The organism is Streptomyces sp. NPDC047085, from assembly GCF_040643735.1.
In the GTDB taxonomy this organism is placed as follows: Bacteria; Actinomycetota; Actinomycetes; order Streptomycetales; family Streptomycetaceae; genus Streptomyces.
The window spans coordinates 318805-343621 of the sequence record NZ_JBEYUW010000006.1 but is presented as its reverse complement, the minus strand read 5'-3'; the positions used below and the strand labels follow the sequence as shown (position 1 = coordinate 343621).

Here is a 24817-nt window from a genome sequence, read left to right as displayed (position 1 = left end):
TGAGAACGACCACGAGGACGATCATGAGGACCACAAGGTGAGCCGGATGCGCGAATCGATCGCCTCGACCGAGAACGATCAGGGCAACGATCCCGACGCCGACATGAGCGAGTTGCGACAGGTGACACGGCCGGCTGAACGCCGATCGGGCGAGCACGAGAACGGTACGACGGCCCCGTGACGGCCGCACGGACGAACGCCGCCGGGGACACCTCGCCACAGCACACCGCTCGCGCACCGCACAGCTGGGAGCAGGCCAGGTCGACCGCGCGTGCGGCCGCCGGACAGCCGCTGCCCGCCGTGCCCCGCACGCTGGCCGACGCGCTCGGGCACGCCTTGGCCGAACCGCTCACCGCGCTGACCGACCTGCCGCCTTTCGCGACCTCTGCGATGGACGGCTGGGCCGTGTCCGGCCCCGGGCCCTGGCAGCTGGCCGGCCACGGCGTCCTGGCCGGTGAGACGCCCGGGCCGCTCGCGCCGGGCACGGCCGTCCCCATCGCCACCGGCGCCCCGGTGCCGCCCGGCGCGACCGCCGTACTGCGCCGGGAACACGGAGCGGCGGACCCGCGGCAGGACACCCTGTACGACCGCTCGCCCGGCCCGGGACCGACACCCGAGGGCCATGACATCCGGCCGCTCGGCCAGGAGTGCCGCAGCGGAGAGCCCCTGCTCCCGTCCGGGGCCACCGTGACCCCGGCCGTCCTGGGCCTGGCGGCTGCGAGCGGGTACGACCGGCTGACCGTGCACCGCCGCCCCAGTGCCGAACTCCTCGTCCTCGGTGACGAGTTGCTCCACTCGGGCGTGCCGCGCGGCGGACGCGTCCGGGACGCGCTGGGCCCGCTGCTGCCGCCCTGGCTGGACGGCTGCGGCGCCGAACTGATCGGCCATCAACGGATCGCGGACGAACCAGGCCTGCTGCGGGAAGCGGTGGGCCGCTCCCCCGCCGACGTCGTGATCACCACCGGCAGCACCGCCGCCGGGCCGGTGGACTTCCTGCACGACACCCTGCGGGCGCTGGGCGCCCGACTGCTCGTCGACTCCGTCGCGGTACGGCCCGGGCACCCGATGCTGCTGGCCGAACTGCCCGCCACCGCCGACGGCCGGGCCCGCCACCTGGTCGGCCTGCCCGGCAACCCGCTGGCCGCCGTGGCCGGGATGGTCACCCTGGCCGTACCGCTGCTGCGCGCCCTCGGCGGCCACGCGACCCCCGAGCCCTGCCGGACGACCGCCACCGCCGCGCTTCCGGGACACCCGCGGGACACCCGGCTGCTGCCCGTGCACGGCACGGGCGGCGAGGCGACCCCGCTGCCGTTCGGCGGCCCGGCGATGCTGCGCGGCCTGGCACTCGCCGACGGCCTCGCCGTGGTTCCCCCGGGCGGGGTGCCGGCCGGCGCAACCGTCGAGGTCGTCAGGCTGCCCGGTCACTAGCGGGCCGTCCCGGCCGCTGATCCGGCCCCGCGCGGCCGGCCGGTTCAGCCGGAGACCATTCCCACGACGAGGTTGAGGGTCGTGGCCAGGATGCCGGTGCCGAACACGTAGGACAGCAGGGTGTGCCGCAGCACCATCGACCGGATCAGCGGACTCGACACGGAGGTGTCGGAGACCTGGTAGGTCATGCCGAGGTTGTAGCTGAAGTAGAAGAAGTCCCGGTACGCGGGCGGCAGTTCGGAGTTGAAATCGATGCCGCCCTCGGCCGGACCGTAGTAGAGGTAGGCGTAGCGGGTGGCGTACATGAGGTGCAGGGACGCCCACGCCATGAACACACCGCCGAGCGCGGTCGCCGCCGCGGCGTGGTTGGGGCCGCCGGTACGGTTCGCGAGGAGCAGCAGCACGATCCCGACCAGTCCGCACAGAGCGGCGGTCACCACCACCGCTTCCTCGGCGACCGGCGGAAAGTCCTCACGCCGCGCGTTGTGGTGGGTCGCCTCGGCGTCCATCGGCCAGAGCACGAGCCAGCCCGACGCCACGAAGACGACTCCCCCCGAGGCGATCCCGGCGAGGGCGCCCAGGGGTGCGTGGGTCGCCACGCCGACGACCACACCGACCAGCACTCCGACGACCACCGAGCCGGCGAGCCGGGGGACCGCGGACAGCGGCTTCCACTTGCCCATACGGCAGAACGGTAGCCGCCCCGGCGCAGCCCGGCCCGGCGAGCCGTCGGCGGCGGCAGCGGGACGCGAACCGGTGATCGGGAACCGGACCAGAGTGAGTGGCACCGGGTGGACGGGGCGTTCCCGTTCGCCGTGCGGGCTGCGCTGGCCATGGCGCTCGCGGCGCTGCCCGCCGTGGCGGCCGGGCGCCCCGATCTCGCCGTGTACGCGATGCTGGGCTCCTTCACCACGACGTTCGGACGCACCCTGCCCTACGACCGCCGGGCTCGCGTCCTCGCCGGGGTCGCGGTGGCCATGACGGCGCGGCGGCGGGCGAGCTGTGGCCGGCGGGCATCGATCCCGCGGCCCTTCCCGCCGCCGAACAGCGCGCCTACCTGCTGCTGGAGCGGCTCCTGCACCGCTGACGCGTTAGCGTGAGGAGATGCGCCATGAAGTGACCGATGCCGACACCGCGTCGGCGGTGGGCAGCGGTGATGTGCCCGTGCTCGCCACCCCGCGGCTGATCGCGTGGCTGGAGGCGGCGACTGTACGGGCCGCCGCGCCGTTCACCGGCACGGGCGAAACGACCGTGGGAACCGCGGTCCGCGTCGCGCACCTCCGTGCCACGCGCGTCGGCGGCCTGGTGGAGGTGACCGCCGAGCCGGCGCCCGGCGGGGCGGGCCGGCGGCTCACGTTCACGGTGCGGGCCGTCGACAGCTCGGGGGAACTGGTCGCGACCGGTGAGATCGACCGGGCGATCGTCGACCGCCGACGGTTCCTCGCCGGGGCTGCCGGGGCTCAGGCGGGCGAGTGCCCCTGAAGGAAGTGGCGCACGGCCGCGGGCAAGGGGGCGGCGTTCACCGCCTCCTTGAACGGGGCCCAGCGAAGCTGATCCGGCGTCAGGCTGCCTCCTCCGGACGGGGACTGGCTCAGCAGCTGGCAGACCACGGCCGCTGTCGCGTCCGCCTGCGCCGTCCCTTGGGGTTCCAGCGTCTGGGAGCCGTCGACGAGGTAGCCGGTGAGTTCGTAGACGGCGCGTTCCGCGGTGACCTTCGCCGACTCGGCCGGGTCCGGAGTGCCCGAGGGCAGCTCCCAGCCGTCCCTCCGCGCCACCAGCAGCAGGCGCCCGTCGTACACCACGACCGCCTGCACCGCGCCACCGGCAGCCTGATCGAACGTCATCGGCGGCCCACCCCTTCCCTGTTCACGTCCCGGACGTCCGGCCGCGTGCGCGGCCGGGTGTCCGATGCCTACCCAGGACGGCGGGCCGTCACTTCTGGATCCGGGCCAGGAACGTCCCCGGGGTGATGTCCACGTCTCCGTCGATGGTGACGACGGGGATGACCTCCTTGTCGTACCAGACGGCCGGTGCGCCCACCACGCCGTAGGACGGGAAGGTGCCGATGGACTCCCCGGCCCAGGTCAGATACGTGTCGTCCGTGACCTTCCGGTCGAAGTCGGGGGACCGCAGCCCGGTCACCCCGTCGGCCGCCGACAGCAGCACCGAGGTCTCGGCGAACCGGTCGTCACCGGGCGGGAACGGCTGGGCGGCGAACAGGGCCGCCAGATAGTCGAGGAACTGCTTCTGACCCACGTCGCTCGCCGCGGCCAGCGCGCTCAGGGCACGCTGCGAACCGCTGCCGCCGACGGTGTCGTCCATCGTCCCCGCGAAGTGGAACTTGACGACGAGCGTGCCCTCGTCGGCTGCTTTGCGGATGGTGTCGAGCAAAGTCTGCGCGACGCGGGCGCTCGCCCGGTCGCGCATGTCGATGAACACCTGAAGCACGTGCGGCGCGGACAGGTCACCGTAGTACAGCGTGGTGCCGTCGGGGTCCGTCGTGTTTGCGGGAGTCATGCATCGAGCTTGGCACAGATGCCGATGCCTCACGAGCGGTGGCGGGGCTCCTCGACCCCGCACCGGGCGTGCGCGAGGTGCGCTACGCCTCGACGGCCAGTCGTACGCCCAGGCCCACCAGGACCGCTCCGGACACCTGTTCCATACGGCGTCGCACGGACGGTCGTCGGAGCACTCCGCCCACGCGCCCGGCCAGCCAGACCAGCGGGAAGTACCAGATCAGGTCGACGACGGCCCAGATCACCGAGAAGGCGAGCAGGGTCGGCAGGACGGGTGCGCCGTGCGGCACGAACTGCGGCAGGAAGGAGACGGCGAAGACGCCGGCCTTGGGGTTGGCGAAGTTGGTGACCAGGCCCTGCCGGCAGGCCCGCCCGAGCGACACCGCGGGCGCCGGCTCCGGTTCCTCGTCCGGCAGTTCGCCGCCTCGCCGGGCCTGCCACAGGGCCCGCCCTCCCATCCACACCAGCACCGCGGCGCCGACGATCCGAATGCCGTCGTAGGCGAGGTTCGAGGCCAGCAGCAGCGCCGAGAGACCAAAGGCCGCGGCGAGGCCCCACAGCAGCACCCCGCACTCGTTCCCCAGGACCGTGGCCATGCCGGTGCGCCGGCCGTCGGTCACCGCCCGCCGCAGGATCACGACCGTGCTGGGTCCCGGAACCATGGCGATCAGGAACGCCGCGCCGACGAACGCGAGCAGGGAAGTCGTCATCGCGGCAGCATGGCCGAGCGCGTCGACGCCCCGCAAGGCCCCGTTCTCCCTCGCGGAGGGCGCGAAACGCTCACCGAGAGGCGGCGGACTCCTCGCTCCGGTCGACGGTGGCGGCGTGGCTGGCGAGGAGTCTGAGGCTGTCGTGGGCCGGTGTGCCGGGTACGGCGCTGTAGGCGGTGAGCGTGAGTCCGGGGTCGGCGGGCAGGGGCATGGCCTCGAAGAACAGGGTGAGGTCGCCGATCGCGGGGTGGCGGAAGGACTTCTCGCCGGTCTGGTGGAGGCGCACGTTGTGGGCCGCCCAGAGGGTGCGGAACTCCTCGCTGCGCGTGGACAGTTCACCGATGAGATCGGTCAGCTCCCGGTTGTACGGGTCGCGGCCGGCCTCGGTGCGCAGCAGGGCCACGGTGGTGTGGGCGGAGGCCTCCCAGTCCGGGTAGAAGTCCCGGGCGCGGGGGTTGAGGAAGCGGAAGCGGGCCAGGTTCACGGGGCGCGTGGGGTCGTCGTGGACCGGCGCGTACAGGGCGCGGCCGAGGCGGTTGGTGGCCAGCAGGTCGAGGCGGCCGTTGCGGACGAACGCGGGAGCCTCGGTCATAGCGTCCAGGAGGGCCTGCAGGGCGGGCCGGACCTGCTCGGACCGGCGGCGGCGCGGCGCGCGGCGGGTGGTGTTGGCCGTGCGGGCCAGGTCGAAGAGGTGCGCGCGTTCGGCGTCGTCGAGCCGGAGGGCGCGGGAGAGGGCGTCGAGGACGCTTTCGGAGACGCCGCTGAGGTTTCCGCGTTCCAGACGGGCGTAGTACTCGACGCTGACCCCGGCGAGGAGGGCGACTTCCTCACGGCGCAGTCCCGGGACGCGGCGGCGGCCACCGTGGGCCGGAAACCCGGCCTGGCTCGGGGCGATCTTGGCGCGTCGGGTGGTGAGGAAGTCCCGGATCTCGGTGCGGTGGTCCACGTCATCGAGGCTACGTCCGGCCGGGTGGTGCTGGGGTGCCCTGTCAGTACAGGTATCAGCGTGTCCTTCCTCGCCCCCGTGAACTGCGGTTTTCTGGATCGTGCCGCGGGAGGTGCCGACCGGCCGCGCGGCGGATGTGACCGGGTCCGGGACGACGGCGTCAGGACGCCGGAACCGATCGGCCACCAGTCGACTACCAGGAGCAACCAGCATCATGGAGATTCTCAAGCAGCCGCCGACGATGAAGCTGCCCGAGCAGTGGTCCACCGGCGACGTCTGGGCGGATGTGATCCACCGGGGCGAGGACCCCTCCCGGGTCCGCGCCAACATGGTCCGCTTCGCCCCCGGGGCCCGCACGGCCTGGCACTCCCACGGTATGGGCCAGGCCCTGTACATCGTCGAGGGCATCGCGCTGATCCAGTCCCGGGGCGGGGAGATCGTCGAGGCCCACCCCGGCGACGTCATCTGGACCCCGGCCGGCGAGGAGCACTGGCACGGCGCCGGACCCGACCGGTTCATGATCCACCTGGCCCTGTGGGAGACGGACGACGTGTCCTGGCTGGAGCACGTCACCGACGAGCAGTACCAGGGCCCCCGCACCAGCACCCGCCTCTGATCGGACCGCGGAGGCGTGGTCGAGGAGGGCGGCGCCGCCGTGGGCAGCGGGCGGCGAGGTCGGGGCGGCGGTGCGGACCGGGCCCCAGCCTCGCCCACGCCCACGCCCCCGGCATTGCATCGGGCAACCTCCCTCCCACAGCGGGGAGTTGGAGGCAAGCCAGGCCCCCGATCCCTTCCGCACAACGGGCACGGTGGTGGAGACTTCGCGCAGCCGGGCGGCGCAGGTCTCCCGGCCGTCACCCCTGCCACCCCCCCGACCGCAAGGGCTGCCCCCATGCCGATGGCCCCCACCGCGCCGCGCCTGGCCGCCACCACCGCCGGCCTCCTGCTCATGGCCACCTTGTCCACCATGCCCGCCCTGTCCACCGCGGCGTTCGCCGTGCCACCGCCGCCCTCCTCCACCCGGCACACCGCCGCGGCGGCGGACCCGGCCGCCTGGTCCGCGCCGCTGTCGACCCGGGGCCGCTACGTCGTCGACGCCCAGGGCAACCGCTTCCGGCTGAAGGGCGCCAACTGGGACGGTGCGCAGGGCTCGTGGACCGGGAGCGGAAGCGTCAGCGATCCCGCGAACCACCACGCCGGTCAGGACTCGCACGGCATACCTCTCGGCCTCGACCGCGTTCCGCTGCCCCAACTGATGGCGGACTTCCATCAGTTGGGCATCAACACCATCCGGCTACCGTTCTCCAACGAGATGATCCACGCGACGGCTCCCGTCCCCGACGAGGCCCTCGCGGCCAACCCCCAGCTGCGCGGCAGAACTCCGCTCGAGGTCTACGACGCCGTGGTCGACGCGCTCAGCCAGAGCGGGTTCGCCGTCATCCTCAACAACCACACCAACACGTCCCGTTGGTGCTGCGGGGTCGACGGCAACGAGCGCTGGAACAGCGGGCAGTCCACCCAGCAGTGGGCCGACGACTGGGTCTTCATGGCCCGCCGCTACGCCTCCGTCCCCCGCGTGGTCGGGGCCGACCTGTACAACGAGGTCCGCCGGGACGTCCTCGACGATCCCAACTGGGGCATGGGCGACAACCACGACTGGTACGCCGCGGCCCAGCTGGCCGCCGACCGCATCCTCACCGAGGGCAACCCTCGCCTGCTCATCGTCATCGAGGGCATCAACTGGACCGGAGTGCCGGTGGACGGGCTCCCGCACGGCCGGCCGGTCCTCACCCCGGCCCGGACGCTCTCGCACACCCTGGTCAACGCCCACAAGCTCGTCTACTCCGCCCACTTCTACGGCTACACCGGCCCGCACCACAGCGGCGCCACGGGCCTGGGCGAGACCCACGACGCCCGCTACCAGGACCTGACGCGTGCGGAGTTGTCCGCGGCGCTGGACGACGAGGCGTTCTTCGTCGAGGAGTCCGGCCGGCACTACACGGCGCCCGTCTGGGTGAGCGAGTTCGGGATCGGGTCAGGGGAGACGAACACGGCGGCCCGCACCTGGTTCGGCAACGTCACCGACTACTTCGCCGACCATGACGCCGACTTCGCGTACTGGCCGCTGGTGGGCTTCGACGGCCATGACGACTGGGCCCTGCTGCGCTACGACAGCGCGGGACACCGCTCCGGCATCCTCGACTCCGCCGACTGGCGCGCCACGGCCTGGCAGCACCTGATGACGGCGCCGGGCACGTCCGGTCCCGTGGCGGCGGTGCCCGTCTGGCGGATGCTCAGCACCGACCACGGGGACGCGGTGGAGTCCGTGCGGGTGCGGGCCGCCGGGGACTGGGACGTGGGGGCGTACAAGGCCGCCTGTCCGGACGGGCTGCGACTCGTCGGTCTGAGCCACACCTCCGGGCGCGGTCTGTGCACCGACACGGACGTGACCGATCTGCGCGCTTCCGGCGCGGGCCAGACGGTCGTCACGGACGAGCGCTACGTTCCCGGGGGCGGCGACTGGGCGTCCGGCTACACCAAGTTCCAGTGCCCGTCCGGTGCGTTCCTCATCGGCTACAGCGAACGCGGCGCGCGTGTCTCGGCGGCCCTGTGCGCTCCGGGGCGCGTGGCGCTGTCGGGTGCGAGCCGCACCGTGTGGTTCGACCGGTCCGACAACCGGCCCGCCGACGGGGCGGGTGGCGACTTCGCCTACGGCAGCTACAAGGGCCAGTGCGCGGCGAACGAGTACGCGGCCGGGATCGCGTTCACGACCCGGGTCGGCAGCAGTCCCGGGCCCGCGGCCCTGCTGTGCCGCATCTTGCCCTGACCACCCCCGACACTGGCCCGGCCACCCCACCAGTGGCCGGACCACCCCGACCACCGCTCTTGCCGATGGACCCGCCCACTCAGGGAGAGCGAGGCGTGCGGACCCAGCCCAGTGACCGTTCGACGGCCTGCTGCCAGTCCTCGTACTCCGCCTCCCGCAACTGCGGGTCCATGTCGGGCAGCCACTGGGCGGCCCGGTGCCAGTTGCGGCGCAGGACCTCAAGGTCCGGCCAGTAGCCGGCGGCGAGTCCGGCGGCGTAGGCGGCGCCGAGGGAGACCGTCTCGGCGACCATGGGCCGTACGACGGGGACGTCGAGCACGTCGGCGACGAACTGCATGAGCAGGTTGTTCGCCGTCATGCCGCCGTCGACCTTCAGCTCCCGCAGCGGCACCGAGGAGTCGGCGTTCATCGCGTCGACGACCTCCCGGGTCTGCCAGCCGGTGGCCTCCAGGACGGCCCGGGCCAGGTGTCCCTTCGTGATGTACGAGGTGAGGCCGACGATGACGCCCCGCGCGTCGCTGCGCCAGCGGGGGGCGAACAGGCCGGAGAAGGCGGGGACGATGTAGCAGCCGCCGTTGTCCTCGACCGTCCGGGCGAGTGTCTCGATCTCCGGCGCGCTGCTGATCAGCCCCAGCCGGTCGCGGAACCACTGGACCAGGGAGCCGGTGACGGCGATCGGCCCTTCCAGGGCGTAGACGGGCGGCTGGTCCCCGATCCGGTAGGCGACGGTCGTCAGGAGCCCGTGCCGGGACCGGACCAGATCGGTGCCGGTGTTGAGCACCAGGAAGCTGCCCGTCCCGTAGGTGCACTTCGCCTCGCCCGGGGAGAAGCAGGTCTGGCCGAAGAGGGCGGCCTGCTGGTCGCCCAGGGCGGCGGAGATGCGGACGCCGGGGACGAGGGAGCGGGCGTCGCCGTAGATCTCGGCGGAGGATCTGATCTCGGGGAGCATCGGCCGGGGGACGCCGAAGCAGGCCAGCAGCTCGTCGTCCCAGGTGAGGGTGCGGATGTTCATCAGCATGGTGCGGCTGGCGTTGGTGGGGTCGGTCAGGTGCAGGCCGCCGTCGGCGCCGCCGGTGAGATTCCAGATCAGCCAGCTCTCGATCGTCCCGAACAGCACGTCGCCGTCCTTCGCGCGCTCCTCCAGGCCCTTCACGTTGTCGAACAGCCAGCGGATGCGCAGCGCCGAGAAGTAGGTCGAGGGCGCCAGGCCGCACCGCTCCACGAAGAACTCCGCTCCGGGATCGTGTCCGAGGTCCTCGACGAGCGGGCCGGTACGGGTGTCCTGCCAGACGATCGCCCGGGCGACCGGGGCGCCCGTGTGCCGGTCCCAGAGGACCGTGGTCTCCCGCTGGTTGGCGATGCCGATGGCGGCGACCTGCTCGGCGGCGACCTCGCCGGCGGTCAGCGCCTCGGGTACGACGCGTTGCAGGTTGTTCCATATCTCGATGGCGTCGTGCTCGACCCATCCTGGCTTGGGAAAATACTGCTGGTGCTCCCGCTGGGCGACCGTCACCAGCCGTCCCCGGTGGTCGAAGAGAATGCAACGGGTGGAATTGGTGCCCTGATCGATGGACATCACATACCGTTCAACCATGATCAGGTCTGCCTTCCGGTCGGTTGCGGAGGGAGCGGTGAGGTCTACCAGCGCGCGGCACCCAGGTCTCTGGAGATCGCCCGAGCGGCCTCGCGGAGCAGGGTGAGCAGATTCGCCCGGGGCTGGCCCTGGCTGTCACAGATCCGCTCGACCGGGCCGGACAGCCCGATGGCGCCGACGACGAGTCCGCCGTGCCCGCGGATCGGCGCGGCCAGCCCGGCCTCGCCCATGCTCATCTCCTGGATCTCGGCGGCCCAGCCCCGGTCCCGGACCTCGGCGAGCGCCCGGGCCAGGTCGTCCGGGGTGACCAGGGTGTGCCGGGTGTAGGCCTCCATCCCCGACTCCAGGACCGGCTCCAGCGGCGCGGTCCCGAAGGCCAGCAGGATCTTGCCCAGCGAGGAGGCGTGCAGGGGCAGCAGCGAGCCCACGTCCAGGGTCTGCAGGGAGTCGTCCGGGCGGAAGACGTGGTGGACCACGAGGACCTTGCCCTCCAGGGGCGTGCCGAGGCGCACCGCTTCCCCGCTGCGGGCGGCCAGGGCGTCGGCCCAGTTGATCGAACGCGACCGCAGCTCGTTGACGTCCAGGTAGCTGGTGCCGAGGTGCAGGAGAGCGGCTCCGAGCTGGTACTTTCCGGTCGCCGCGTCCTGCTCCACGAAATCCACGTGCTGGAGCGTGCGCAGAATGCCGTGGGCGGTTCCCTTGGCCAGCCCGAGTGAGGCCGCCACCTCGCCGAGCCCCAGTCTGCGGGGGCCCCCGGCGAGCAGGCGCAGAATCGCCGCCGCCCGTTCGATGGACTGGACTGGGCCTGCCATATGGCGAGCCTATTACCGCCGCAGCCGCTTCGCTTGGCGTGCATGGCGCACACGGGATGCGGCGGGAGCTCGGGCGTTCGGCAATGCCGACCCGGCTTCATTGACCGTTCCGATTCGTCTCTTTAACGTGCTCCCAGGTTCCGGCAATGTGCCGGAGGCCCAGCGCCTGACCTGCAGGGTCGCCCTCTGGAAACCCTGGAGGGCGGGCTCACCCCATGGAGACAAGATGGCGGTACAGCTGAACACGCCGGTCCGGGAGGCATGCGAACACGTGTGCTCGGTGCCTCCCGTTGCCGGGGCGGTCCCGGCCGCACGCCGGCAAGTCGGCCGGATCCTCGCCGACTGGGAGGTGTGCGCGGACATCGTCGATGACGCGCTGCTGGTGGTGTCGGAACTGCTCACCAACGCGATCGTCCACGCCCTGCCCCCGGCCCTGCTGCGGCTGTCCTGGGTCCGGGAGGGCGGGCTCGGCACCCTGCGGGTGGAGGTCACCGACGCGGGCCCCGCGCTCGCGGCCGGCCACTGCCCCTCGGGCATCGACCCCGACGAGCACGGCCGCGGCGTGGAGATCGTCCACGCCCTGGCCACCCGTCACGGCATACGCGTCCGCCCCGGCGGCATCACCCGCTGGGCCGACCTCGTCGCCCTGGGAGCGACACCGTGAGGCCGCGTACGGCCTCCGCAGAAACGGCACGTACGGCTTCGGCAGAGAAGGCGCGTACGGCCTCGGCAGAGAGGACGCGTACGGCCTCGGCGGATTGACGGCCTCAGCACGGCCTCAGCACAGTACGGCGAGGTCGCCCGGGCGGACCCGGGCCGTCACCGGGAGCGTGGCCTCGACCTCGCCGTCGGCACCGTAGGGAACCGGGCGGGACGCTTCGATGCGGATTTCGCGGCCCTGGAGGACGCGGACCTCGGGCCGGTGCACGTGGGCGCCGGTCTTCAGCTCGTTCATGAGGGTGAAGAAGAGGCGGCGCGGCGCCTCGCGGATCATGACGATGTCGAGGAGCCCGTCGTCGACCTTGGCGCTGGGCGCGATGATCCGGCCCGAGCCGTAGTAGGGGGAATTGGCGGCCACGACGGTGTAGCCGCGATGCGTGTGCTCCTCGCCGTCGACGGTGACCCGGTAGTCCGCCGCCCGCCAGCCGGTGACCGCGCGCAGTCCGCCCGCGTAGTAGGACGCGGAGCCGCGCAGCAGGCGGGCCTGGTTCGCGTACCGGTTGGCCAGGGCGTCGACGCCGGCGTAGACGCTGCCCAGGACGACCGTGCGCCGGTGGACGGCCGATTCCACCTCGATGGTGTCGACGCGCCGGGGTTCGGCGTGCAGCAGGATGCCGGCCAGGGCCTCGGGGTCGTGGGGCAGTTCCAGTGCGCGGGCGAAGTCGTTGCCGCGGCCGGCGGGGACCAGGCCGAGGACGGCGCCGGTGCCGCTGAGCGCCCCGCCGATGCCGCCGGCCATGCCGTCCCCGCCGACCGCCAGCACCACCCGGCCGCTCTCCCCGGCCCGGAGGGCGAGTTCCTGGGCGTGGGCGAGGCTGTGGCTGTACTCGGTCTCCAGGGTGGCGCCGGGCTCGCGGAGCAGCCGGGCCACCTGGAGCAGCGTCGACGCCCCGGTGGAGCCGCCCGCGGTGGGGTTGACGATGGCGGTGAATTGTCGCATCGGTGTGCCTCCGGGGCGCTGACGGGTCGGGAGACGGATGGGAAGGAAGGACGGGCGAGAAGGACGGACGAGGAGTACGGACGACGGGAGGAGTGATCGGCCGGCCGGACCAGGGCCACGGGCCGGCCGGCGGACCACTCGGTGTGCGGGAAGCGTACGGTCAATCCGTGGGCAGCAGGACGCCCGGGTTGAGCAGGCCCTCGGGGTCGAGCCGGCGCTTGACCGCGCGGAGCGCCTCGACGGCGAGGGGCCCTGCTTCGCGGACGTACCAGTCGCGGTGGTCGGTGCCCACCCCGTGGTGGTGGGAGATGGTGCCGCCGGCGGCGAGGACGGCCTCGTTGGCCGCGTGCTTGGCGGGCGTCCAGTGCGCGACCGGGTCGTCGCCCTGGGCGCTGACCACGGTGAAGTACAGGGAGGCGCCGTTCTCGTACACGTGGGAGATGTGGCACATCACCAGCGGCGGGGTGCCGGCCGCGGTCAGCGTGTCGGTGAGCGCGGTGCGCACGGCGGTGTACAGGTCCGGGACGCGGGACCAGAAGGTCGCCGTCTCCAGGGTCTCGGCGAAGGCTCCCACGTCCAGCAGGGCGTCACGCAGGTAGGGGGCGGAGTAGCGGCCGTGGGCCCAGCGCTCGCCCGGTTCGGCCCCGACGAGGGTGCCGCCGCAGTCCCGCAGGACGGCGGCCGCCTGCTCGCGGCGCCGCTCGGTCTCCTCGGCGGTGCCCTCGTACCCGGTGATCGCCATGCATCCGGCGTCGCTCTGGTCCAGTCCGGCGCCGATCGCGTCGGGCTGGGCCAGGCCGATGAGGGTCTCGGTCTCGTCGGACAGCCGGAGGACCGTGGGCCGGGGCCCGTCCTGGGCGAGCCGGCGCAGCGCGGCGGCCCCCGCCTCGAAGGAGGCGAACCGCCAGCCCTCGTAGACGCGCCGCTCGGGCAGCGGGCGGATGCGTACGGTCACGGAGGTGATGACGCCGAAGGCGCCCTCGGAGCCGAGGATCAGCTGGCGCAGGTCGGGTCCGGCGGCCGAGCGCGGGGCGCGGCCCGTTTCGACGGTCCCCTCGGGGGTGGCGAGGGTGAGGCCGAGGACCATCTCGTCGAAGCGCCCGTATCCGGCGGAGGCCTGGCCGCTGGAGCGGGCGGCGGCGAAGCCGCCGATGGTGGCCCACTCGAAGGACTGCGGGAAGTGTCCGAGCGTGAACCCGTGCTCGGCGAGCAGGGCTTCGGCCTCCGGGGCGCGCAGGCCCGGCTGCAGGACGGCGGTGCGGGAGACCGGGTCGAGGTCGAGCAGGCCGTTCATGCGCCGCAGGTCGAGGGCGACGAAGTCGCGCCGCTCGGGGGCGAGGCCGCCCACGACGCTGGTGCCGCCGCCGAAGGGGACGACGGCCAGCCGGTGCGCGGCACAGGCGCGCAGCACGGCGAGCACCTCGTCGTGGGAGGCGGGCAGGACCACGGCCTGCGGGACGTCCGCCGTGTCGCCGGCGCGGATGCGCAGCAGGTCGGGGGTGGACTTGCCGCGGGTGTGCCGGATCCGGCTCTCCGCGTCCGTGCGGACGTGGTCCGCGCCGCCGACGGCGTCGGCGAGGGCGTCCAGCGCCGCGGGGGCGGCGGTGGTCCCGGGCACGGGGATGTCCGTGAGGGCGAGCGGCTCGGCGCCGCGCGGCTTGACGCCGAGCAGGTCGCGCAGCAGGCCCGTCACCGCGTCGGGCAGCGGTGCCGCCTTGGCCGGGTCGCCCCAGCCGTTCCACAGCATGTCCATTGAACGGTCGTCCTCACACGGTCGGTTCGCTCGGTTTCGTGCGGCGCCATCGCCCGCCCGGCCCCCGGGGCGTTACACTGTGACACATGACGCCTATTCGTCACAACCGTTCGGACAGTGACACCGTGCTCGACGCGGTGCGCGACTGCGTCCTGGCCGTCGGCGTCCGCCGCACCACGCTCGCCGACGTGGCCCGCCGCGCCGGCGTCTCCCGGATGACGCTGTACCGGCGCTGGCCCGATCTGCGCTCCCTGGTGGGCGACCTGATGACCCGCGAGTGGCTCGACGTGGCCACCGGGGCCATGCCCGAGGACACGGACGGCATGACCGCGCGCACGCGGATCGTGGAGGGCCTGGTCGCGGGGGTGCGGGCGTTCCGCGCCCACCCCCTCTTCCGCAAGATCGTCGACGTCGACCCCGAACTGCTCCTGCCCTACGTCCTCGACCGGCGCGGCGCCAGCCAGGAAGCCCTGCTCGCCCTGCTGGCCGAGGGGCTGCGCGAGGGCCACGCCGACGGGTCGGTGCGCGCCGGCCACGCCGACCGGCAGGCCCGCGCCCTGCTGCTGACGGTGCAGTCCTTCGCCCTGTCGCTGCGCACCATGACCGACGAGGACGACCCCGAGCTCGACGCCGACGCGCTGCTCGGCGAACTGCGCACCCTTCTGGAGAGGACCCTCACGCCATGAGCCCCACCAGCAACCGGGACGAGCACACCGGGGCAGCACCCGGCTCGTCCCTCAGCGCCGGCCGGCGCATCCGCGACCTGGCCGCGGCGGCCGACGGCAGGGTGGCCGACGTCCTGGTCGTCGGGCTCGGCGCCACGGGGGCGGGCGCCGCCCTGGACGCCGCCGCCCGCGGGCTCGACGTCGTCGCGGTCGACGCCCACGACCTCGCCTTCGGCACCTCCCGCTGGAGCTCCAAGCTCATCCACGGCGGGCTGCGCTACCTGGCCTCCGCGCAGTTCGACGTCGCGCACGAGAGCGCGGTCGAACGCGGCGTGCTGATGACCCGCACCGCCCCGCACCTGGTGGCCGCGCAGCCCTTCGTGCTGCCGCTGACCCCGCTGGTGTCCCGGGGCCAGGCCTCCCTCGCCTGGGCCGGGTTCCGGGCCGGCGACATGCTGCGGCTCGCCGCCCGCACCCCCCGCCAGGTGCTGCCCGCGCCCCGCCGGCTGTCGGCGACCGAGGCCCGGCACCTCGCGCCCTCGGTCCGCGCGGCCGGCCTGCGCGGCGGTCTGCTGTCCTGGGACGGCAAGGTGACCGACGACGCCCTGCTGGTCACCGCCCTCGCCCGCACCGCCGCCGCCCGCGGCGCCCGGGTGCTTACCCGGGTCAGGGTGCTGGAACTCACCGCGACCGGCGCCCGGATCCGCGACGAACTCACCGGCGAGGAAGGGGAGATCAGGGCCCGGGCCGTCGTCAACGCCACCGGCGTGTGGGCCGGCGGCCTCGTCGACGGCATCCGCATCCGCCCCTCCCGCGGCACCCATCTGGTCCTGCGCTCGGAACGGCTCGGCGCGCTGCCGGCGGGCCTGCACATCCCGATCCCCGGCGAGACCAACCGCTTCGCCCTGGTCCTGCCCCAGGGCGACGGCCGGACCTACGTCGGACTCACCGACGAGCCCGTCGAGGGCGACATCCCGGACGAGCCGGAGGTGCCGGAGACGGACATCGGCTTCCTGCTGGACGTACTCGGTTCTGTGCTCGACACGCCGGTACGCCGCGACGAGGTCGACGGCGCCTTCGCCGGACTGCGCCCCCTGCTGGACACCTCGGACCACGACGGCCCCGACGGCCGTGGCGGCGGCACTGAGGAACGCACCTCCGACATCTCACGCCGGCACGCGGTGCTCACCTCGGCCGAGGGAGTGATCACCGTGGTCGGCGGCAAGCTGACCACGTATCGCAGGATGGCCGAGGACGCGGTCGACGCCGCGATCGAGGCCCACCGGCTGCCCGCGGGCCCCTCCCCCACCGCCGCCCTGCCCCTCGTCGGCGCCGCCGCCCCGGACCGCCTCCGCGCCCTGCGCGCGCCGGGCCGCCTGGTCCGTCGTCACGGCACCGAGGCCCCGGCCGTCCACGCCCTGGCCGAACGGGATCCGGCCCTCGCCGAACCGGTCCTGCCGGGACACCCCGTCACCCGCGCCGAGCTCCTCTGGGCCGCCCTGCACGAAGGCGCCCTCGACCCGTCCGACCTCCTGGACCGCCGTACGCGCATCGGCCTCGTCCCCGAGGACCGGGCCAAGGCGCTCGACGCGGCGCGGGACGCGTTGACGCGGGGTGCGGAAGCCCTGCACTGAGCCGAAGCCCTGCACTCAGTCGACGCACTGCACTACTTAGTCTCGGCCGGGCCGCCGGACGCCGGGCGAGGGACGGTCCGGCTCGCCGGAGGTTCCTCGTGACGCTCCACCCACGCCGTCAGCGCGGTGAACGCGGCGCGGTAGTGGGGCAGGATCGGCTGGAGCCGGTCCGGGAAGGCGTCGTAGAGGCTGTCGACGTGGTTGCCGCCCTCGATCCGGTAGTACCGGTGCAGCCGGGACCGGCCCCGGGCGGCCACCATGCGCGCGTAGACGTCGGACTGGACGCTGATCGGCAGCAGCGCGTCCAGCGTGCCGTGCAGGGTGATCATGGGTTTGCCGATGCGGCCGGTCAGCGAGACCCGTGCGACGGCGTCACGAACCGTGCCGGGGCGCGCGGCGTAGTCGTAGGCGGCGTCGGAGGGGCAGGGGGCGAGGATCTGCTCGGCCGTCGTCCCCGCCGACGCACCGGGGCAGGCCGGGTCGTAGCCGGGGTCGAACTCGGCACGGTAGATCTTCTGGGTCAGGCCCCAGTACACCTTCTCGTGGTACGGCCACAGGAACTCCGAGCCGCGGGCGAACCCGGCCGCGTACATGTCCGCGTCACCGGCCCGCCCGAGCTGGCGGGCGACCGCGGTGGGCAGGAAGGTCAGCAGGTTCGGGCCCTCGGGCCGCCACAGCGCGCCCTCCCAGTCGACGCCGCCGTCGTACAGCTCGGGATGGTTCTCCAGCTGCCAGCGGGTGAGATAGCCGCTGTTGGAGATGCCCGTCATGTACGTGCGGCGCGGGGCGTGGCCGTAGTACCGCGCGACGACCGCCTTCGCCGCCAGGGTGAGCTGGGTCGTGCGCCGGTTCCACTCGACGAGGGCGTCGCCGGGACGCTCGCCGTCGGTGTAGAAGTCGGGTCCGGTGTTGCCCTTGTCCGTGCAGGCGTACGCGTAGCCCTGGGCCAGCACCCAGTCGGAGACGAGCTCGTCCATCGAGTACTGCTTGCGGACGCCGGGGGCGCCGGTGACGACCAGCTTGCCGTTCCAGCTGTCGGGCAGCCGGATGACGAACTGGGCGTCGTGGTTCCAGCCGTGCAGGGTGTTGAGGCGCGAGGAGCCCGGGAAATAGCCGTCGATCTGGACGCCGGGCACGCCCGAGGGGTTCTGGGTGTCCTTGGCGGCGAGACCGGCCCAGTCCGCCGCGTCGGTGTAGGGCGTGCCGATGAGGGCGCTCGTGGTCAGGTCGTCGTGCCGGGAGAACTCCTGCCGTTCGGCGCCGGGAACCCTGACGCGGCGCCGGCCGGTGCCGGCGTTGTTGGCGCGTACGTCGTCGGCGCGGGCCGAGGTCGTTGGCGTGAGCGCCGCCGCGGCGAGCACGGCGGCGGAGAAGAGGGTGCTGCGTCGGCTGGGGCGCATCGGTACGGGGCCTCCCGGGTGCGAGGGGTACGGGTACGAGGGGATGGGACTGCAGGGCTACGGGGCTACGGGGCTGCGGGATGCAGGCGCGGCGCGCGTGCGGACGCGCTGGGCGTACATCGTTGGCCCACCGCGCCGGTCCGGCCACGGAGCGAACGCACACTGTGGCGGCGGAGGCAGTGGGTGTGCCGCACACATGTCGCCGTCGGGCCCGGTGCCCACCCTCACGGCGTTTCACGGTCCGGCACCGGGGCATTCGGTGCGCGTGGTCTCGTACGGGCCGGAGCGGCGCGTGTACCTCCCCGCGCTGCGCGCCGGCTGGCTGACCCAGACGTTCGTCCACTGGCCCTACCCGGCGGAGCTGGTGCAGCGGCTGGTACCGGACGGCCTGGTCGTGGACACGTACGACGATGCCGCGTGGGTGAGCCTCACGGCGTTCGTCATGGCGGACCTGCGCCCGTCCGTGCTCCCGGCGGCCGTGCCCGGCCTGCCCCCCTTCCCGCAGACCAATCTGCGCACCTACGTGCGGCGACGGGGCGGGCGCGACGGACTGTGGTTCCTGTCCCTGGAGGCGGGCTGTTCGGCGATGCTCGCCGCCTGCGCGGTGGGCGCTCCGTACCACCTCGGACGGCTGAGCGTGTCGCAGCGCGACGGCGTCGTGACGTACACCGGTTCCCGGCGGCGCACCGGATCCACGTACCGCCTGACGGTCCGCCCCGGCGATCCGATCGCCCCCGCCCACCGGGACGTGTGGCTGACCTCGCGCTGGCGCGCCTTCACCAAGCGGCTCGGGGTCATCTGGGAGACCCCCGTGGAGCACATGCCCTTCCCGCTGCGCAGCGCCCGCGTCGAGGCTCTCGAAGAGACGCTCACCCGCGCGGTGGGGCTGCCCCCGCCCGGCACCGAGCCCCTGGTGCACTTCTGCGACGGGGTCCACCGGGTACGCCTGGGGGCCTCCCGGCCGTCGCAGCCCGCCCACGACCACGCGGCGGGCGGCGCGCCGCGCGCCGAGGGGCCGCACGGCGGGCACGGACGCGCACCCGGACGACCACGATGACCGGGATCGGATGAGCGCGATGCGCACGGCCCGGTCCCATGGCACCCGCGACCTGGGACGAGGCGCCCCCGAGCGGCGGCCCGTCTCCCTCCGTTTCGACGGATGGATCGCGGGCCTCGGTACGACCTCCCGCACGCGCCTGGTCCTGGGCCACTGGGCCCGCTCGCCGTTCGGCCCCTTCAGCGACGTCATGCTGGAACGCGCCGACGGCCACCGGCTTCTCCTGGCCCCGACCCGTCGAACGGCCGGCTTCATCGCCGGGACGTACGGCTTCGACGAGGTGCGCGTCGTGCCCGTACGGGTGGGCGTCGCCGGGAACCACTGGACCGTCGTGGCCGGCGCCCTGCTGGACCTGACCTTCACCGTCGGTCGGCGGGGCGCGCTGGGCGTGCTGCTCCGAGCCGTCCCGGGTCCGGTCTGCGCGCGCCCGTCCTACGCGACCCTCACAGGCCCCGCCGCCCGTCTGCTGCTCGGTGTCCACACCTGTGGCACCGCGGGCGCCGGCCGGCACGAGTGGTACGGCGCCCACGACCTGCGTCCGGTCACCGCCGCGACCGCCAGGTTCGAGGGACGGGACCTCGGCTCACTGGCCCCCGTCGAACCGCCGGTGCACTTCGGCTTCGGCTCGACACCGCGCACGCCCTGTCTCGTCCGGGTCACCACCACGGTACGAGCACCGGATCCGGCACGCCGCTCGGCCGGCCGTCAACTGGACTGACCCACGGGGCCGTTGACCCGGGTGGCGAGTCTCGCCGGTGCGGCACGCCCTGCAAAGGCCGTCGCTAGCCCGCGCAGGGCGGTGCGTCCGGCAGATGCTCCTTCGCCCACGCGCCGAGTTCCCTGAGCGCGGGCTCCAGCGCGGCTCCCTGCGCGGTCAGTCGATACGAGACCCGCAGCGGCGGCCCCTCGTCGACCTCGCGCACCACGAGTCCGGCGGCGCCGAGTTCGGCGAGCCGGTCGGAGAGCATGCGCTCGCTGATGCCCGGGATGGCCCGGCGCAGATCGGCGAAGTACGTCGGCTCCCCCTGCAACACGGCCAGGATCGGGCCGTTCCAGCGCTTTCCGAGCACCTGGAAGACGCGCGTGATGCCGTCGTCCACACGCTTGCACTCCGACGCGTCGTGCGTCCGCTCCACCGCCGCCATGGGACCAGGGTACTACCCCGTCGTAGGGGGATGAAAAAAAGTAAGTACCTGTGTTAGACATAGCTAGGTACGAAACCTCAGCCCGCTCTCCGCGGGCTCCTTTCCTTGGAGACACGCATGGCCACCCTCCTGCACATCGACTCGTCCCTCCTCCCTGGTGAGGCGTCCGCGTCCCGCGCCGTGACCGACGCCTTCCGCACGGCCTGGCAGGAGCAGCACCCCGGCGGCACGGTGGTCTACCGGGACCTCGCCGTGGACCCCGTCCCGCACATCAACGCCGCCGCCCACACCGCCGGCTTCGCCGACCCGGCCGCCCACACGCCCGAGCAGGCGGCCGCCTTCGCCGACCGCGTGCGGCTGATCGAGGAGCTGGAGCAGGCGGACGCGGTCCTCATCGGCGCCCCGATGTACAACTTCACGATTCCGTCGACCCTCAAGGCGTGGCTGGACAACGTGATCCTGTTCGGCCGTACGGCGGGCGAGACCCCCTCCGCCAAGGGCACCCCGGTCACCGTCGTGGCGAGCCGCGGCGGCTCCTACGCGCCGGGCACCCCGCGCGAGTCCTACGAGTACGTCCAGAACTACCTGAACGCGGTCCTCGCCGACTTCCTCGGCCTCGACGTCGACTTCATCGTTCCGGAACTGACCATGGCTCCGCACAACCCGGCCATGGCCGAGCTCGTGCCCCTCTTCGAGGCGTCCCGTGAGCGCGCCCTCCAGGAGGCGGCCACCAAGGCGAAGGCCCTGGCGGAGCGCCTCGCCGCGTAGCGGCGGCGGAAGCCGGCGGCGCCGAACCCGACCGCGGACGGCGGATCGGGCTCGGCGCCCGCGGGCGGGCATCGAGGCGGGGGCTCGCCGGGGCGGCCGGGCGCGGCAGCCCTATCCTGGGCCGCATGCGCGGGAGTTGGCCGACCGGACCGGGGGGACGGAGCTGAGATGGTGGAGTTTGCCTTCGCCGGTGAGGTGATCGAGTGGCGCGGCCCGGCGCCGTACTACTTCGTCCCCGTGCCCGAGCAGGAGTCGGCCGACATCCGTGAGGTGGCCGCGATGGCCAGCTACGGCTGGGGAGTGATCCCCGTCGAGGCCCGGATCGGTGAGGTCGCCTTCAGCACCTCGCTCTTCCCGAAGGACGGCGCCTATCTGCTGCCGCTGAAGAGCGCGGTGCGCGCCCCGCAGAGCCTCTCGGCGGGCGACGAGGTGAGCGTGGAGATGACGGTCCGTCTCTAGCCGGGCCGGTCATTGGATGGGCCTGGGGCGGTCAGCGGGTGGGGCGGGCACCGTCATCGGGGCGGGTTCCGTCGCACCTGGACGCCCACGGCCGCGACGAGCAGGATCGCGCAGGCCGTGAACACCAGGCCGGCGTCGCGTACGCCCAGCGTCACCGCCAGGGCGCCGACCCCGACGACGGGGAGCGAGATGCCCAGGTAGGCGATGACGAAGAAGGCCGAGATGGTGGCGCCGCGATGCTCCTCGGGGGCCGCCGAACCCACCAGGGTGAGCCCGGCCCGGAACGCCATGCCCTGACCCATGCCTCCCGTCACCGCACCGACCAGCAGCACCGGGAAGGCCGTCGCCGCCAGCGAGGCCCCGACGAGGATGAGGCCGGCGACGAGCACGGCGCAGCCCCACGGGAGGGCGGTGTGCGCGCCCAGCCGCCCCATGAGCAACTGGCCGGCGGTCGAGGCGCAGAACACGCAGAAGACGACGGCACCGATGACGGCGAGGTTGTGCTCCCCCAGCGTCTGCGAGAGGAACGCGGGGGCCACGGCCGTGAAGAGGCCGAGCAGCGAGAAGCCCGCGAATGCGGCCAGCGCGCAGGGTGCGAACACCCCGCGCACCTGCGACGGGACCGTCATGCCCTGGGGGCGCAACGAAGGGCGTGGGCCCGAGTGGTGCACGGTCTCCGGCAGGAGCCAGGTGACGACCAGGGCGATGACGACGAGCGCCAGATGGGCCAGGAAGGGCAGGGCCAGCGGCCAGGGCGCGTACTCGGCGAGGAGGCCGGACAGGAGCGGGCCGAGTCCGAGGCCGCCCATGTTGGCCGCGGTGGCGGCGAGGGCGGCGCGGCCTCGTTTGTCGGGCGGCGCCAGGTCGAGCACGGCCGCCGTGCCCGTGCCGCTCAGCAGCCCCGCCGAGAACCCCGACAGCACCCGCCCCGTGTACAGCAGCGGCAGTCCGCCCTCGGCCAGGAAGCAGACCGCGCTGAGCGCGGCCAGCACCAGCGCGCCCGTCAGCACCGGGCGCCGGCCCAGGACGTCGGAGGCGCCACCGGCGACCAGCAGGGCGGTGATGACCCCCACGGCGTAGACCGCGAACACCACGGTCACGATCAGCTCGGAGAATCCGATCTCCTGCCGGTACAGCCCGTACAGCGGCGTGGGCAGCGTGGTGCCCATCATCCCTACGGCGAAGACGGCCGCCGCGGCCTTGTAGCCCGGCCGGCGGCCTTGCCGACGAGACTCGGCGTCGGTGTCGATCACACTCCACCATGGCACGCGGGCACCCGCGCGGTGCGGCGCGGCAAGCCGGAGCTTCGCCGCGCCGCACAAGGCCCGGGCCGGGCGGCCCCTCATCCTGCTCAGGCCCGCAGCGGACAGCCCCGCATCCTGCTCAGGCCCGCGCCGGACAGCCCCGCCCCGCATCACCCCCCCACTCAGGCCCGGGCGCCGCCGTCGACTCGCAGGACCGTGCCGGTCACGAAGGAGGCTCGGTCGCTCAGGAGCCAGGCGGCGGCCTGGGCGATCTCCTCGGGGTCGGCGGCGCGGCGCAGCGGGGTGAGCGCCGTGAGCCGTTCGACGAGGCCGGGCGATTCCGCCTCCCAGGCGCGGATCATCTCGGTCGCCGTGTGGCCGGGGGCGATCGCGTTGACGCGGATGCCCTCCGAGCCGTAGGTGAGGGCGGCCGACTCGGTGAGGCTGTTGAGGGCCCGTTTCATCGCGCCGTAGACGGGCAGCTCGGGGTTGCCCCGCAGGCTGCCGACGGACGAGTTGTTGACGATGGCCCCGGTCCCGGCGGTGGCGCGGATGGCGGCGACCTCGGCGGCCATGGCCAGCCACTGTCCCTTGAGGTTCACGGCGTAGACGTGGTCGAAGTCGGCCTCCGGAAGCTGGTCCAGCGGGCCGGGCCGCTGGATGGTCGCGCCGTTGTTGAAGGCGACGTCGAGGCGGCCGTAGAGGGCGACGGTACGGTCCACGGCGGCGCGCACACTGGCCGCGTCGGCCAGGTCGCACACGACGAAGTCCGCGGTTCCGCCCGCCGCCCGGATCTCCTCGGTGACGGCCTTCAGCTGTGCCTCGGTGCGCGCCGCGAGCAGCACCCGGGCGCCCTCCCGGGCGAACAGCCGTGCCGCGGCGGCGCCGATGCCGCGTCCGGCTCCGGTGATGAAGGCGACCTTGCCGGCCAGCAGACCCAGGGGGGCGGAGGCGGGGGTGGCGGTCTCGGTGCGAGGTGTGGGTGTGTCGTTCATGGCAGCGAGCCTGCGCCGGTCCCGGGGGCTCATCCAGGCACCGGCGATACCTGGATCCGCCGCGCGGGCCCCGAGCAGACTGGACGTGTGGACAGACGAGAACTGGCGGCGTTCCTGCGCAGCAGGCGCGAGCGGATCGCCCCCGCCGACGTGGGACTGCCCGCCGGTCCGCGCCGCCGCACCCCGGGGCTGCGCCGCGAGGAGGTGGCCCAGCTGGCGTTCATCTCGACGGAGTACTACACGCGGCTGGAGCAGGCCCGTGGCCCGCGGCCGTCGCGGGAGGTGCTGGCCGGGCTGGCCCGGGCCCTGCGTCTGTCGGACGCCGAGCGCGATCATCTCCACCACCTTGCCGGCGCACCGCCGGGGCCGCCGCCCGGGCCCTCGCGCGAGGTACGGCAGAGCATCCTCGACCTGCTGGAGCGGCTCCCGCAGGCCGCCGCGATGGTGACGTCCGCGACGTACGAGGTGCTCGCCTGGAACGATCTGGCGGCCGCCCTCATGGAGGACTTCTCGGCCGTACCTCGGCGCGAGCGCAACCTGGTGCGGCGGGCCTTCCTCGGGCCGCACCCCGAGGGGCGCCGGTTGTACGGGGTGTCCGACGCGGAGGACTTCGCCCGCGTCTCGGCACAGGGTCTGCGCGCGACGGCCGCCCGCTATCTCGACGACCCCGAGGTGGCGGAGCTGGTGGGTGAACTCCTCGCCGGCAGTGAGGAGTTCACCCGCCTGTGGGCTTCCCACGACGTGTCCGCCGAGCCCACCCTGTGCAAGACCTTCCAGCACCCGCTGGTCGGCCCGGTGACGGTCAACTGCGACGCCCTCCACATCACCGACCGGGACCAGCACCTCGTGATCTACACCGCCACTCCCGGTTCACGGTCCGAGGAGGCGCTGCGCCTGCTGTCGGTCGTGGGCACGCAGCGCATGGATGTGCCCCGCTGAGCCGTCCCGCCGGGCCGGACCCCAGGGCCGAAGTACGTCCGGACAGGCTTTATCGGCCTTTGGTTCCGTGACATCCGTCACACGGGAACTTCGATCAAGGGTGCCGGATAGTAGGTGACCCTCTGCCGACAAATGGGATTTGTCCGTCTTGGCGCCGGCGCGACTCGCGCCGGACGCGACGGCATTCCACTCGCCCGGCAATTTCGCTCGCTTTTGCAAATTCTGACGGCTTCTGACGGTGTGACAGGTGCGGACGAAGAGGTCG

26 protein-coding genes and 1 pseudogene are annotated in these 24817 nt (G+C 73.4%); 14 read left to right on the top strand and 13 right to left on the bottom strand.

The window, feature by feature from the left end:
* The first annotated feature begins 46 nt into the window (after positions 1-46).
* A complete protein-coding gene (locus ABZ865_RS22845) occupies positions 47-181 on the top strand; it encodes a hypothetical protein (RefSeq protein ID WP_361233130.1) in 135 nt (44 codons plus the stop codon).
* Positions 178-1428: a molybdopterin molybdotransferase MoeA gene (locus ABZ865_RS22840; protein WP_361233128.1), complete on the top strand. Its 1251-nt coding sequence runs from the start codon at positions 178-180 to the stop codon at positions 1426-1428. The genes ABZ865_RS22845 and ABZ865_RS22840 overlap by 4 nt, the downstream gene beginning before the upstream one ends.
* Positions 1429-1472: 44 nt before the next feature.
* Here the strand turns inward: ABZ865_RS22840 and ABZ865_RS22835 are convergent, their stop codons facing one another.
* The gene (locus ABZ865_RS22835) at positions 1473-2111 is read right to left on the bottom strand and encodes a DUF1345 domain-containing protein (RefSeq protein WP_361233125.1); all 639 of its coding nucleotides are present in this window, start codon (positions 2109-2111) and stop codon (positions 1473-1475) included.
* Between the two features lie 73 nt (positions 2112-2184).
* On the opposite strand from ABZ865_RS22835, the pseudogene ABZ865_RS22830 reads away from it, so the two are divergent.
* Positions 2185-2436, top strand: a pseudogene (locus ABZ865_RS22830) (FUSC family protein); the annotation flags it as partial.
* Positions 2437-2532: 96 nt separating this feature from the next.
* Positions 2533-2910, top strand: a complete 378-nt coding sequence (locus ABZ865_RS22825; protein WP_361233121.1) for a thioesterase — start codon at positions 2533-2535, stop codon at positions 2908-2910.
* Here the strand turns inward: ABZ865_RS22825 and ABZ865_RS22820 are convergent.
* From ABZ865_RS22820 to ABZ865_RS22805, 4 genes are all read right to left on the bottom strand, one after another.
* Positions 2889-3272: an NUDIX domain-containing protein gene (locus ABZ865_RS22820; RefSeq protein WP_361233118.1), complete on the bottom strand. Its 384-nt coding sequence runs from the start codon at positions 3270-3272 to the stop codon at positions 2889-2891. The genes ABZ865_RS22825 and ABZ865_RS22820 overlap by 22 nt on opposite strands.
* 88 nt (positions 3273-3360) lie before the next feature.
* Complete coding sequence (locus ABZ865_RS22815) at positions 3361-3945, bottom strand: thioredoxin domain-containing protein (protein ID WP_361233115.1); 585 nt, start codon at positions 3943-3945, stop codon at positions 3361-3363.
* An 82-nt stretch (positions 3946-4027) separates the two neighbouring features.
* Positions 4028-4654: a LysE family translocator gene (locus ABZ865_RS22810; RefSeq protein ID WP_361233112.1), complete on the bottom strand. Its 627-nt coding sequence runs from the start codon at positions 4652-4654 to the stop codon at positions 4028-4030.
* A 70-nt stretch (positions 4655-4724) separates the two neighbouring features.
* Positions 4725-5600: a helix-turn-helix transcriptional regulator gene (locus ABZ865_RS22805; protein ID WP_361233109.1), complete on the bottom strand. Its 876-nt coding sequence runs from the start codon at positions 5598-5600 to the stop codon at positions 4725-4727.
* A gap of 214 nt (positions 5601-5814) precedes the next feature.
* Here ABZ865_RS22805 and ABZ865_RS22800 point away from each other — a divergent pair, with 214 nt between their 5' ends.
* Positions 5815-6216 (top strand): cupin domain-containing protein, encoded by a 402-nt coding sequence (locus ABZ865_RS22800; RefSeq protein WP_361233107.1) that lies wholly within the window; start codon positions 5815-5817, stop codon positions 6214-6216.
* Positions 6217-6492: 276 nt separating this feature from the next.
* Entirely contained in the window at positions 6493-8427 is a 1935-nt protein-coding gene (locus tag ABZ865_RS22795) for a cellulase family glycosylhydrolase (RefSeq protein ID WP_361233104.1), read from the top strand.
* Between the two features lie 79 nt (positions 8428-8506).
* Here ABZ865_RS22795 and glpK read toward each other — a convergent pair whose 3' ends face one another.
* On the bottom strand, positions 8507-10021 hold the full coding sequence (glpK, locus tag ABZ865_RS22790) for a glycerol kinase GlpK (protein ID WP_361233101.1): 1515 nt from the start codon (positions 10019-10021) through the stop codon (positions 8507-8509).
* 44 nt (positions 10022-10065) lie between these two features.
* On the bottom strand, positions 10066-10833 hold the full coding sequence (locus ABZ865_RS22785; protein ID WP_361233098.1) for an IclR family transcriptional regulator: 768 nt from the start codon (positions 10831-10833) through the stop codon (positions 10066-10068).
* A gap of 226 nt (positions 10834-11059) precedes the next feature.
* Here ABZ865_RS22785 and ABZ865_RS22780 point away from each other — a divergent pair, with 226 nt between their 5' ends.
* Positions 11060-11497, top strand: a complete 438-nt coding sequence (locus ABZ865_RS22780) for an ATP-binding protein (RefSeq protein ID WP_361233095.1) — start codon at positions 11060-11062, stop codon at positions 11495-11497.
* Positions 11498-11611: 114 nt separating this feature from the next.
* Here the strand turns inward: ABZ865_RS22780 and ABZ865_RS22775 are convergent, their stop codons facing one another.
* Together ABZ865_RS22775 and ABZ865_RS22770 are read right to left on the bottom strand one after the other, a co-directional pair.
* Positions 11612-12493, bottom strand: coding sequence for a diacylglycerol kinase family protein (locus ABZ865_RS22775; protein ID WP_361233092.1), 882 nt, complete (start codon positions 12491-12493; stop codon positions 11612-11614).
* Positions 12494-12653: 160 nt separating this feature from the next.
* Entirely contained in the window at positions 12654-14246 is a 1593-nt protein-coding gene (locus ABZ865_RS22770; RefSeq protein WP_361233088.1) for an FAD-binding oxidoreductase, read from the bottom strand.
* Positions 14247-14332: 86 nt separating this feature from the next.
* On the opposite strand from ABZ865_RS22770, the gene ABZ865_RS22765 reads away from it, so the two are divergent.
* Both ABZ865_RS22765 and ABZ865_RS22760 read left to right on the top strand, forming a co-directional pair.
* The gene (locus ABZ865_RS22765; protein WP_361233085.1) at positions 14333-14932 is read left to right on the top strand and encodes a TetR/AcrR family transcriptional regulator; all 600 of its coding nucleotides are present in this window, start codon (positions 14333-14335) and stop codon (positions 14930-14932) included.
* Positions 14929-16545 (top strand): glycerol-3-phosphate dehydrogenase/oxidase, encoded by a 1617-nt coding sequence (locus ABZ865_RS22760; protein ID WP_361233082.1) that lies wholly within the window; start codon positions 14929-14931, stop codon positions 16543-16545. The genes ABZ865_RS22765 and ABZ865_RS22760 overlap by 4 nt, the downstream gene beginning before the upstream one ends.
* Positions 16546-16577: 32 nt before the next feature.
* Here ABZ865_RS22760 and ABZ865_RS22755 read toward each other — a convergent pair whose 3' ends face one another.
* Positions 16578-17945, bottom strand: a complete 1368-nt coding sequence (locus ABZ865_RS22755) for a tannase/feruloyl esterase family alpha/beta hydrolase (protein ID WP_361233079.1) — start codon at positions 17943-17945, stop codon at positions 16578-16580.
* 292 nt (positions 17946-18237) lie between these two features.
* Here ABZ865_RS22755 and ABZ865_RS22750 point away from each other — a divergent pair, with 292 nt between their 5' ends.
* Both ABZ865_RS22750 and ABZ865_RS22745 read left to right on the top strand, forming a co-directional pair.
* Positions 18238-19002 (top strand): DUF2071 domain-containing protein, encoded by a 765-nt coding sequence (locus tag ABZ865_RS22750; RefSeq protein ID WP_361233076.1) that lies wholly within the window; start codon positions 18238-18240, stop codon positions 19000-19002.
* A 19-nt stretch (positions 19003-19021) separates the two neighbouring features.
* Entirely contained in the window at positions 19022-19720 is a 699-nt protein-coding gene (locus ABZ865_RS22745) for a hypothetical protein (protein WP_361233072.1), read from the top strand.
* A gap of 64 nt (positions 19721-19784) precedes the next feature.
* On the opposite strand, the gene ABZ865_RS22740 is transcribed toward ABZ865_RS22745, so the two are convergent.
* On the bottom strand, positions 19785-20147 hold the full coding sequence (locus ABZ865_RS22740) for a helix-turn-helix domain-containing protein (RefSeq protein ID WP_361233069.1): 363 nt from the start codon (positions 20145-20147) through the stop codon (positions 19785-19787).
* A 117-nt stretch (positions 20148-20264) separates the two neighbouring features.
* Here ABZ865_RS22740 and ABZ865_RS22735 point away from each other — a divergent pair, with 117 nt between their 5' ends.
* Complete coding sequence (locus ABZ865_RS22735) at positions 20265-20915, top strand: NAD(P)H-dependent oxidoreductase (RefSeq protein WP_361233066.1); 651 nt, start codon at positions 20265-20267, stop codon at positions 20913-20915.
* A gap of 171 nt (positions 20916-21086) precedes the next feature.
* Entirely contained in the window at positions 21087-21374 is a 288-nt protein-coding gene (locus ABZ865_RS22730) for a DUF1905 domain-containing protein (RefSeq protein ID WP_361233644.1), read from the top strand.
* A gap of 53 nt (positions 21375-21427) precedes the next feature.
* On the opposite strand, the gene ABZ865_RS22725 is transcribed toward ABZ865_RS22730, so the two are convergent.
* Together ABZ865_RS22725 and ABZ865_RS22720 are read right to left on the bottom strand one after the other, a co-directional pair.
* Positions 21428-22546 carry an MFS transporter gene (locus ABZ865_RS22725; protein WP_361233641.1) on the bottom strand — a complete coding sequence of 373 codons (1119 nt, stop codon included), beginning with the start codon at positions 22544-22546 and terminating at the stop codon, positions 21428-21430.
* A gap of 254 nt (positions 22547-22800) precedes the next feature.
* Positions 22801-23613, bottom strand: a complete 813-nt coding sequence (locus ABZ865_RS22720) for a glucose 1-dehydrogenase (RefSeq protein ID WP_361233063.1) — start codon at positions 23611-23613, stop codon at positions 22801-22803.
* A gap of 87 nt (positions 23614-23700) precedes the next feature.
* Here ABZ865_RS22720 and ABZ865_RS22715 point away from each other — a divergent pair, with 87 nt between their 5' ends.
* Positions 23701-24552: a helix-turn-helix transcriptional regulator gene (locus ABZ865_RS22715; RefSeq protein WP_361233060.1), complete on the top strand. Its 852-nt coding sequence runs from the start codon at positions 23701-23703 to the stop codon at positions 24550-24552.
* The last annotated feature ends 265 nt before the right edge of the window (positions 24553-24817 follow it).

Coding starts and splice junctions, on each gene's coding strand:
- ABZ865_RS22755 (WP_361233079.1), bottom strand. CDS start 17,945: ATGCGCCCCAGCCGACGCAGCACCCTCTTCTCCGCCGCCGTGCTCGCC.
- ABZ865_RS22800 (WP_361233107.1), top strand. CDS start 5,815: ATGGAGATTCTCAAGCAGCCGCCGACGATGAAGCTGCCCGAGCAGTGG.
- ABZ865_RS22795 (WP_361233104.1), top strand. CDS start 6,493: ATGCCGATGGCCCCCACCGCGCCGCGCCTGGCCGCCACCACCGCCGGC.
- ABZ865_RS22775 (WP_361233092.1), bottom strand. CDS start 12,493: ATGCGACAATTCACCGCCATCGTCAACCCCACCGCGGGCGGCTCCACC.
- ABZ865_RS22785 (WP_361233098.1), bottom strand. CDS start 10,833: ATGGCAGGCCCAGTCCAGTCCATCGAACGGGCGGCGGCGATTCTGCGC.
- ABZ865_RS22825 (WP_361233121.1), top strand. CDS start 2,533: ATGCGCCATGAAGTGACCGATGCCGACACCGCGTCGGCGGTGGGCAGC.
- ABZ865_RS22810 (WP_361233112.1), bottom strand. CDS start 4,654: ATGACGACTTCCCTGCTCGCGTTCGTCGGCGCGGCGTTCCTGATCGCC.
- ABZ865_RS22770 (WP_361233088.1), bottom strand. CDS start 14,246: ATGGACATGCTGTGGAACGGCTGGGGCGACCCGGCCAAGGCGGCACCG.
- ABZ865_RS22845 (WP_361233130.1), top strand. CDS start 47: ATGCGCGAATCGATCGCCTCGACCGAGAACGATCAGGGCAACGATCCC.
- ABZ865_RS22735 (WP_361233066.1), top strand. CDS start 20,265: ATGGCCACCCTCCTGCACATCGACTCGTCCCTCCTCCCTGGTGAGGCG.
- ABZ865_RS22820 (WP_361233118.1), bottom strand. CDS start 3,272: ATGACGTTCGATCAGGCTGCCGGTGGCGCGGTGCAGGCGGTCGTGGTG.
- glpK (WP_361233101.1), bottom strand. CDS start 10,021: ATGGTTGAACGGTATGTGATGTCCATCGATCAGGGCACCAATTCCACC.
- ABZ865_RS22765 (WP_361233085.1), top strand. CDS start 14,333: ATGACGCCTATTCGTCACAACCGTTCGGACAGTGACACCGTGCTCGAC.
- ABZ865_RS22725 (WP_361233641.1), bottom strand. CDS start 22,546: ATGATGGGCACCACGCTGCCCACGCCGCTGTACGGGCTGTACCGGCAG.
- ABZ865_RS22780 (WP_361233095.1), top strand. CDS start 11,060: ATGGCGGTACAGCTGAACACGCCGGTCCGGGAGGCATGCGAACACGTG.
- ABZ865_RS22760 (WP_361233082.1), top strand. CDS start 14,929: ATGAGCCCCACCAGCAACCGGGACGAGCACACCGGGGCAGCACCCGGC.
- ABZ865_RS22745 (WP_361233072.1), top strand. CDS start 19,022: ATGCGCACGGCCCGGTCCCATGGCACCCGCGACCTGGGACGAGGCGCC.
- ABZ865_RS22835 (WP_361233125.1), bottom strand. CDS start 2,111: ATGGGCAAGTGGAAGCCGCTGTCCGCGGTCCCCCGGCTCGCCGGCTCG.
- ABZ865_RS22740 (WP_361233069.1), bottom strand. CDS start 20,147: ATGGCGGCGGTGGAGCGGACGCACGACGCGTCGGAGTGCAAGCGTGTG.
- ABZ865_RS22720 (WP_361233063.1), bottom strand. CDS start 23,613: ATGAACGACACACCCACACCTCGCACCGAGACCGCCACCCCCGCCTCC.
- ABZ865_RS22815 (WP_361233115.1), bottom strand. CDS start 3,945: ATGACTCCCGCAAACACGACGGACCCCGACGGCACCACGCTGTACTAC.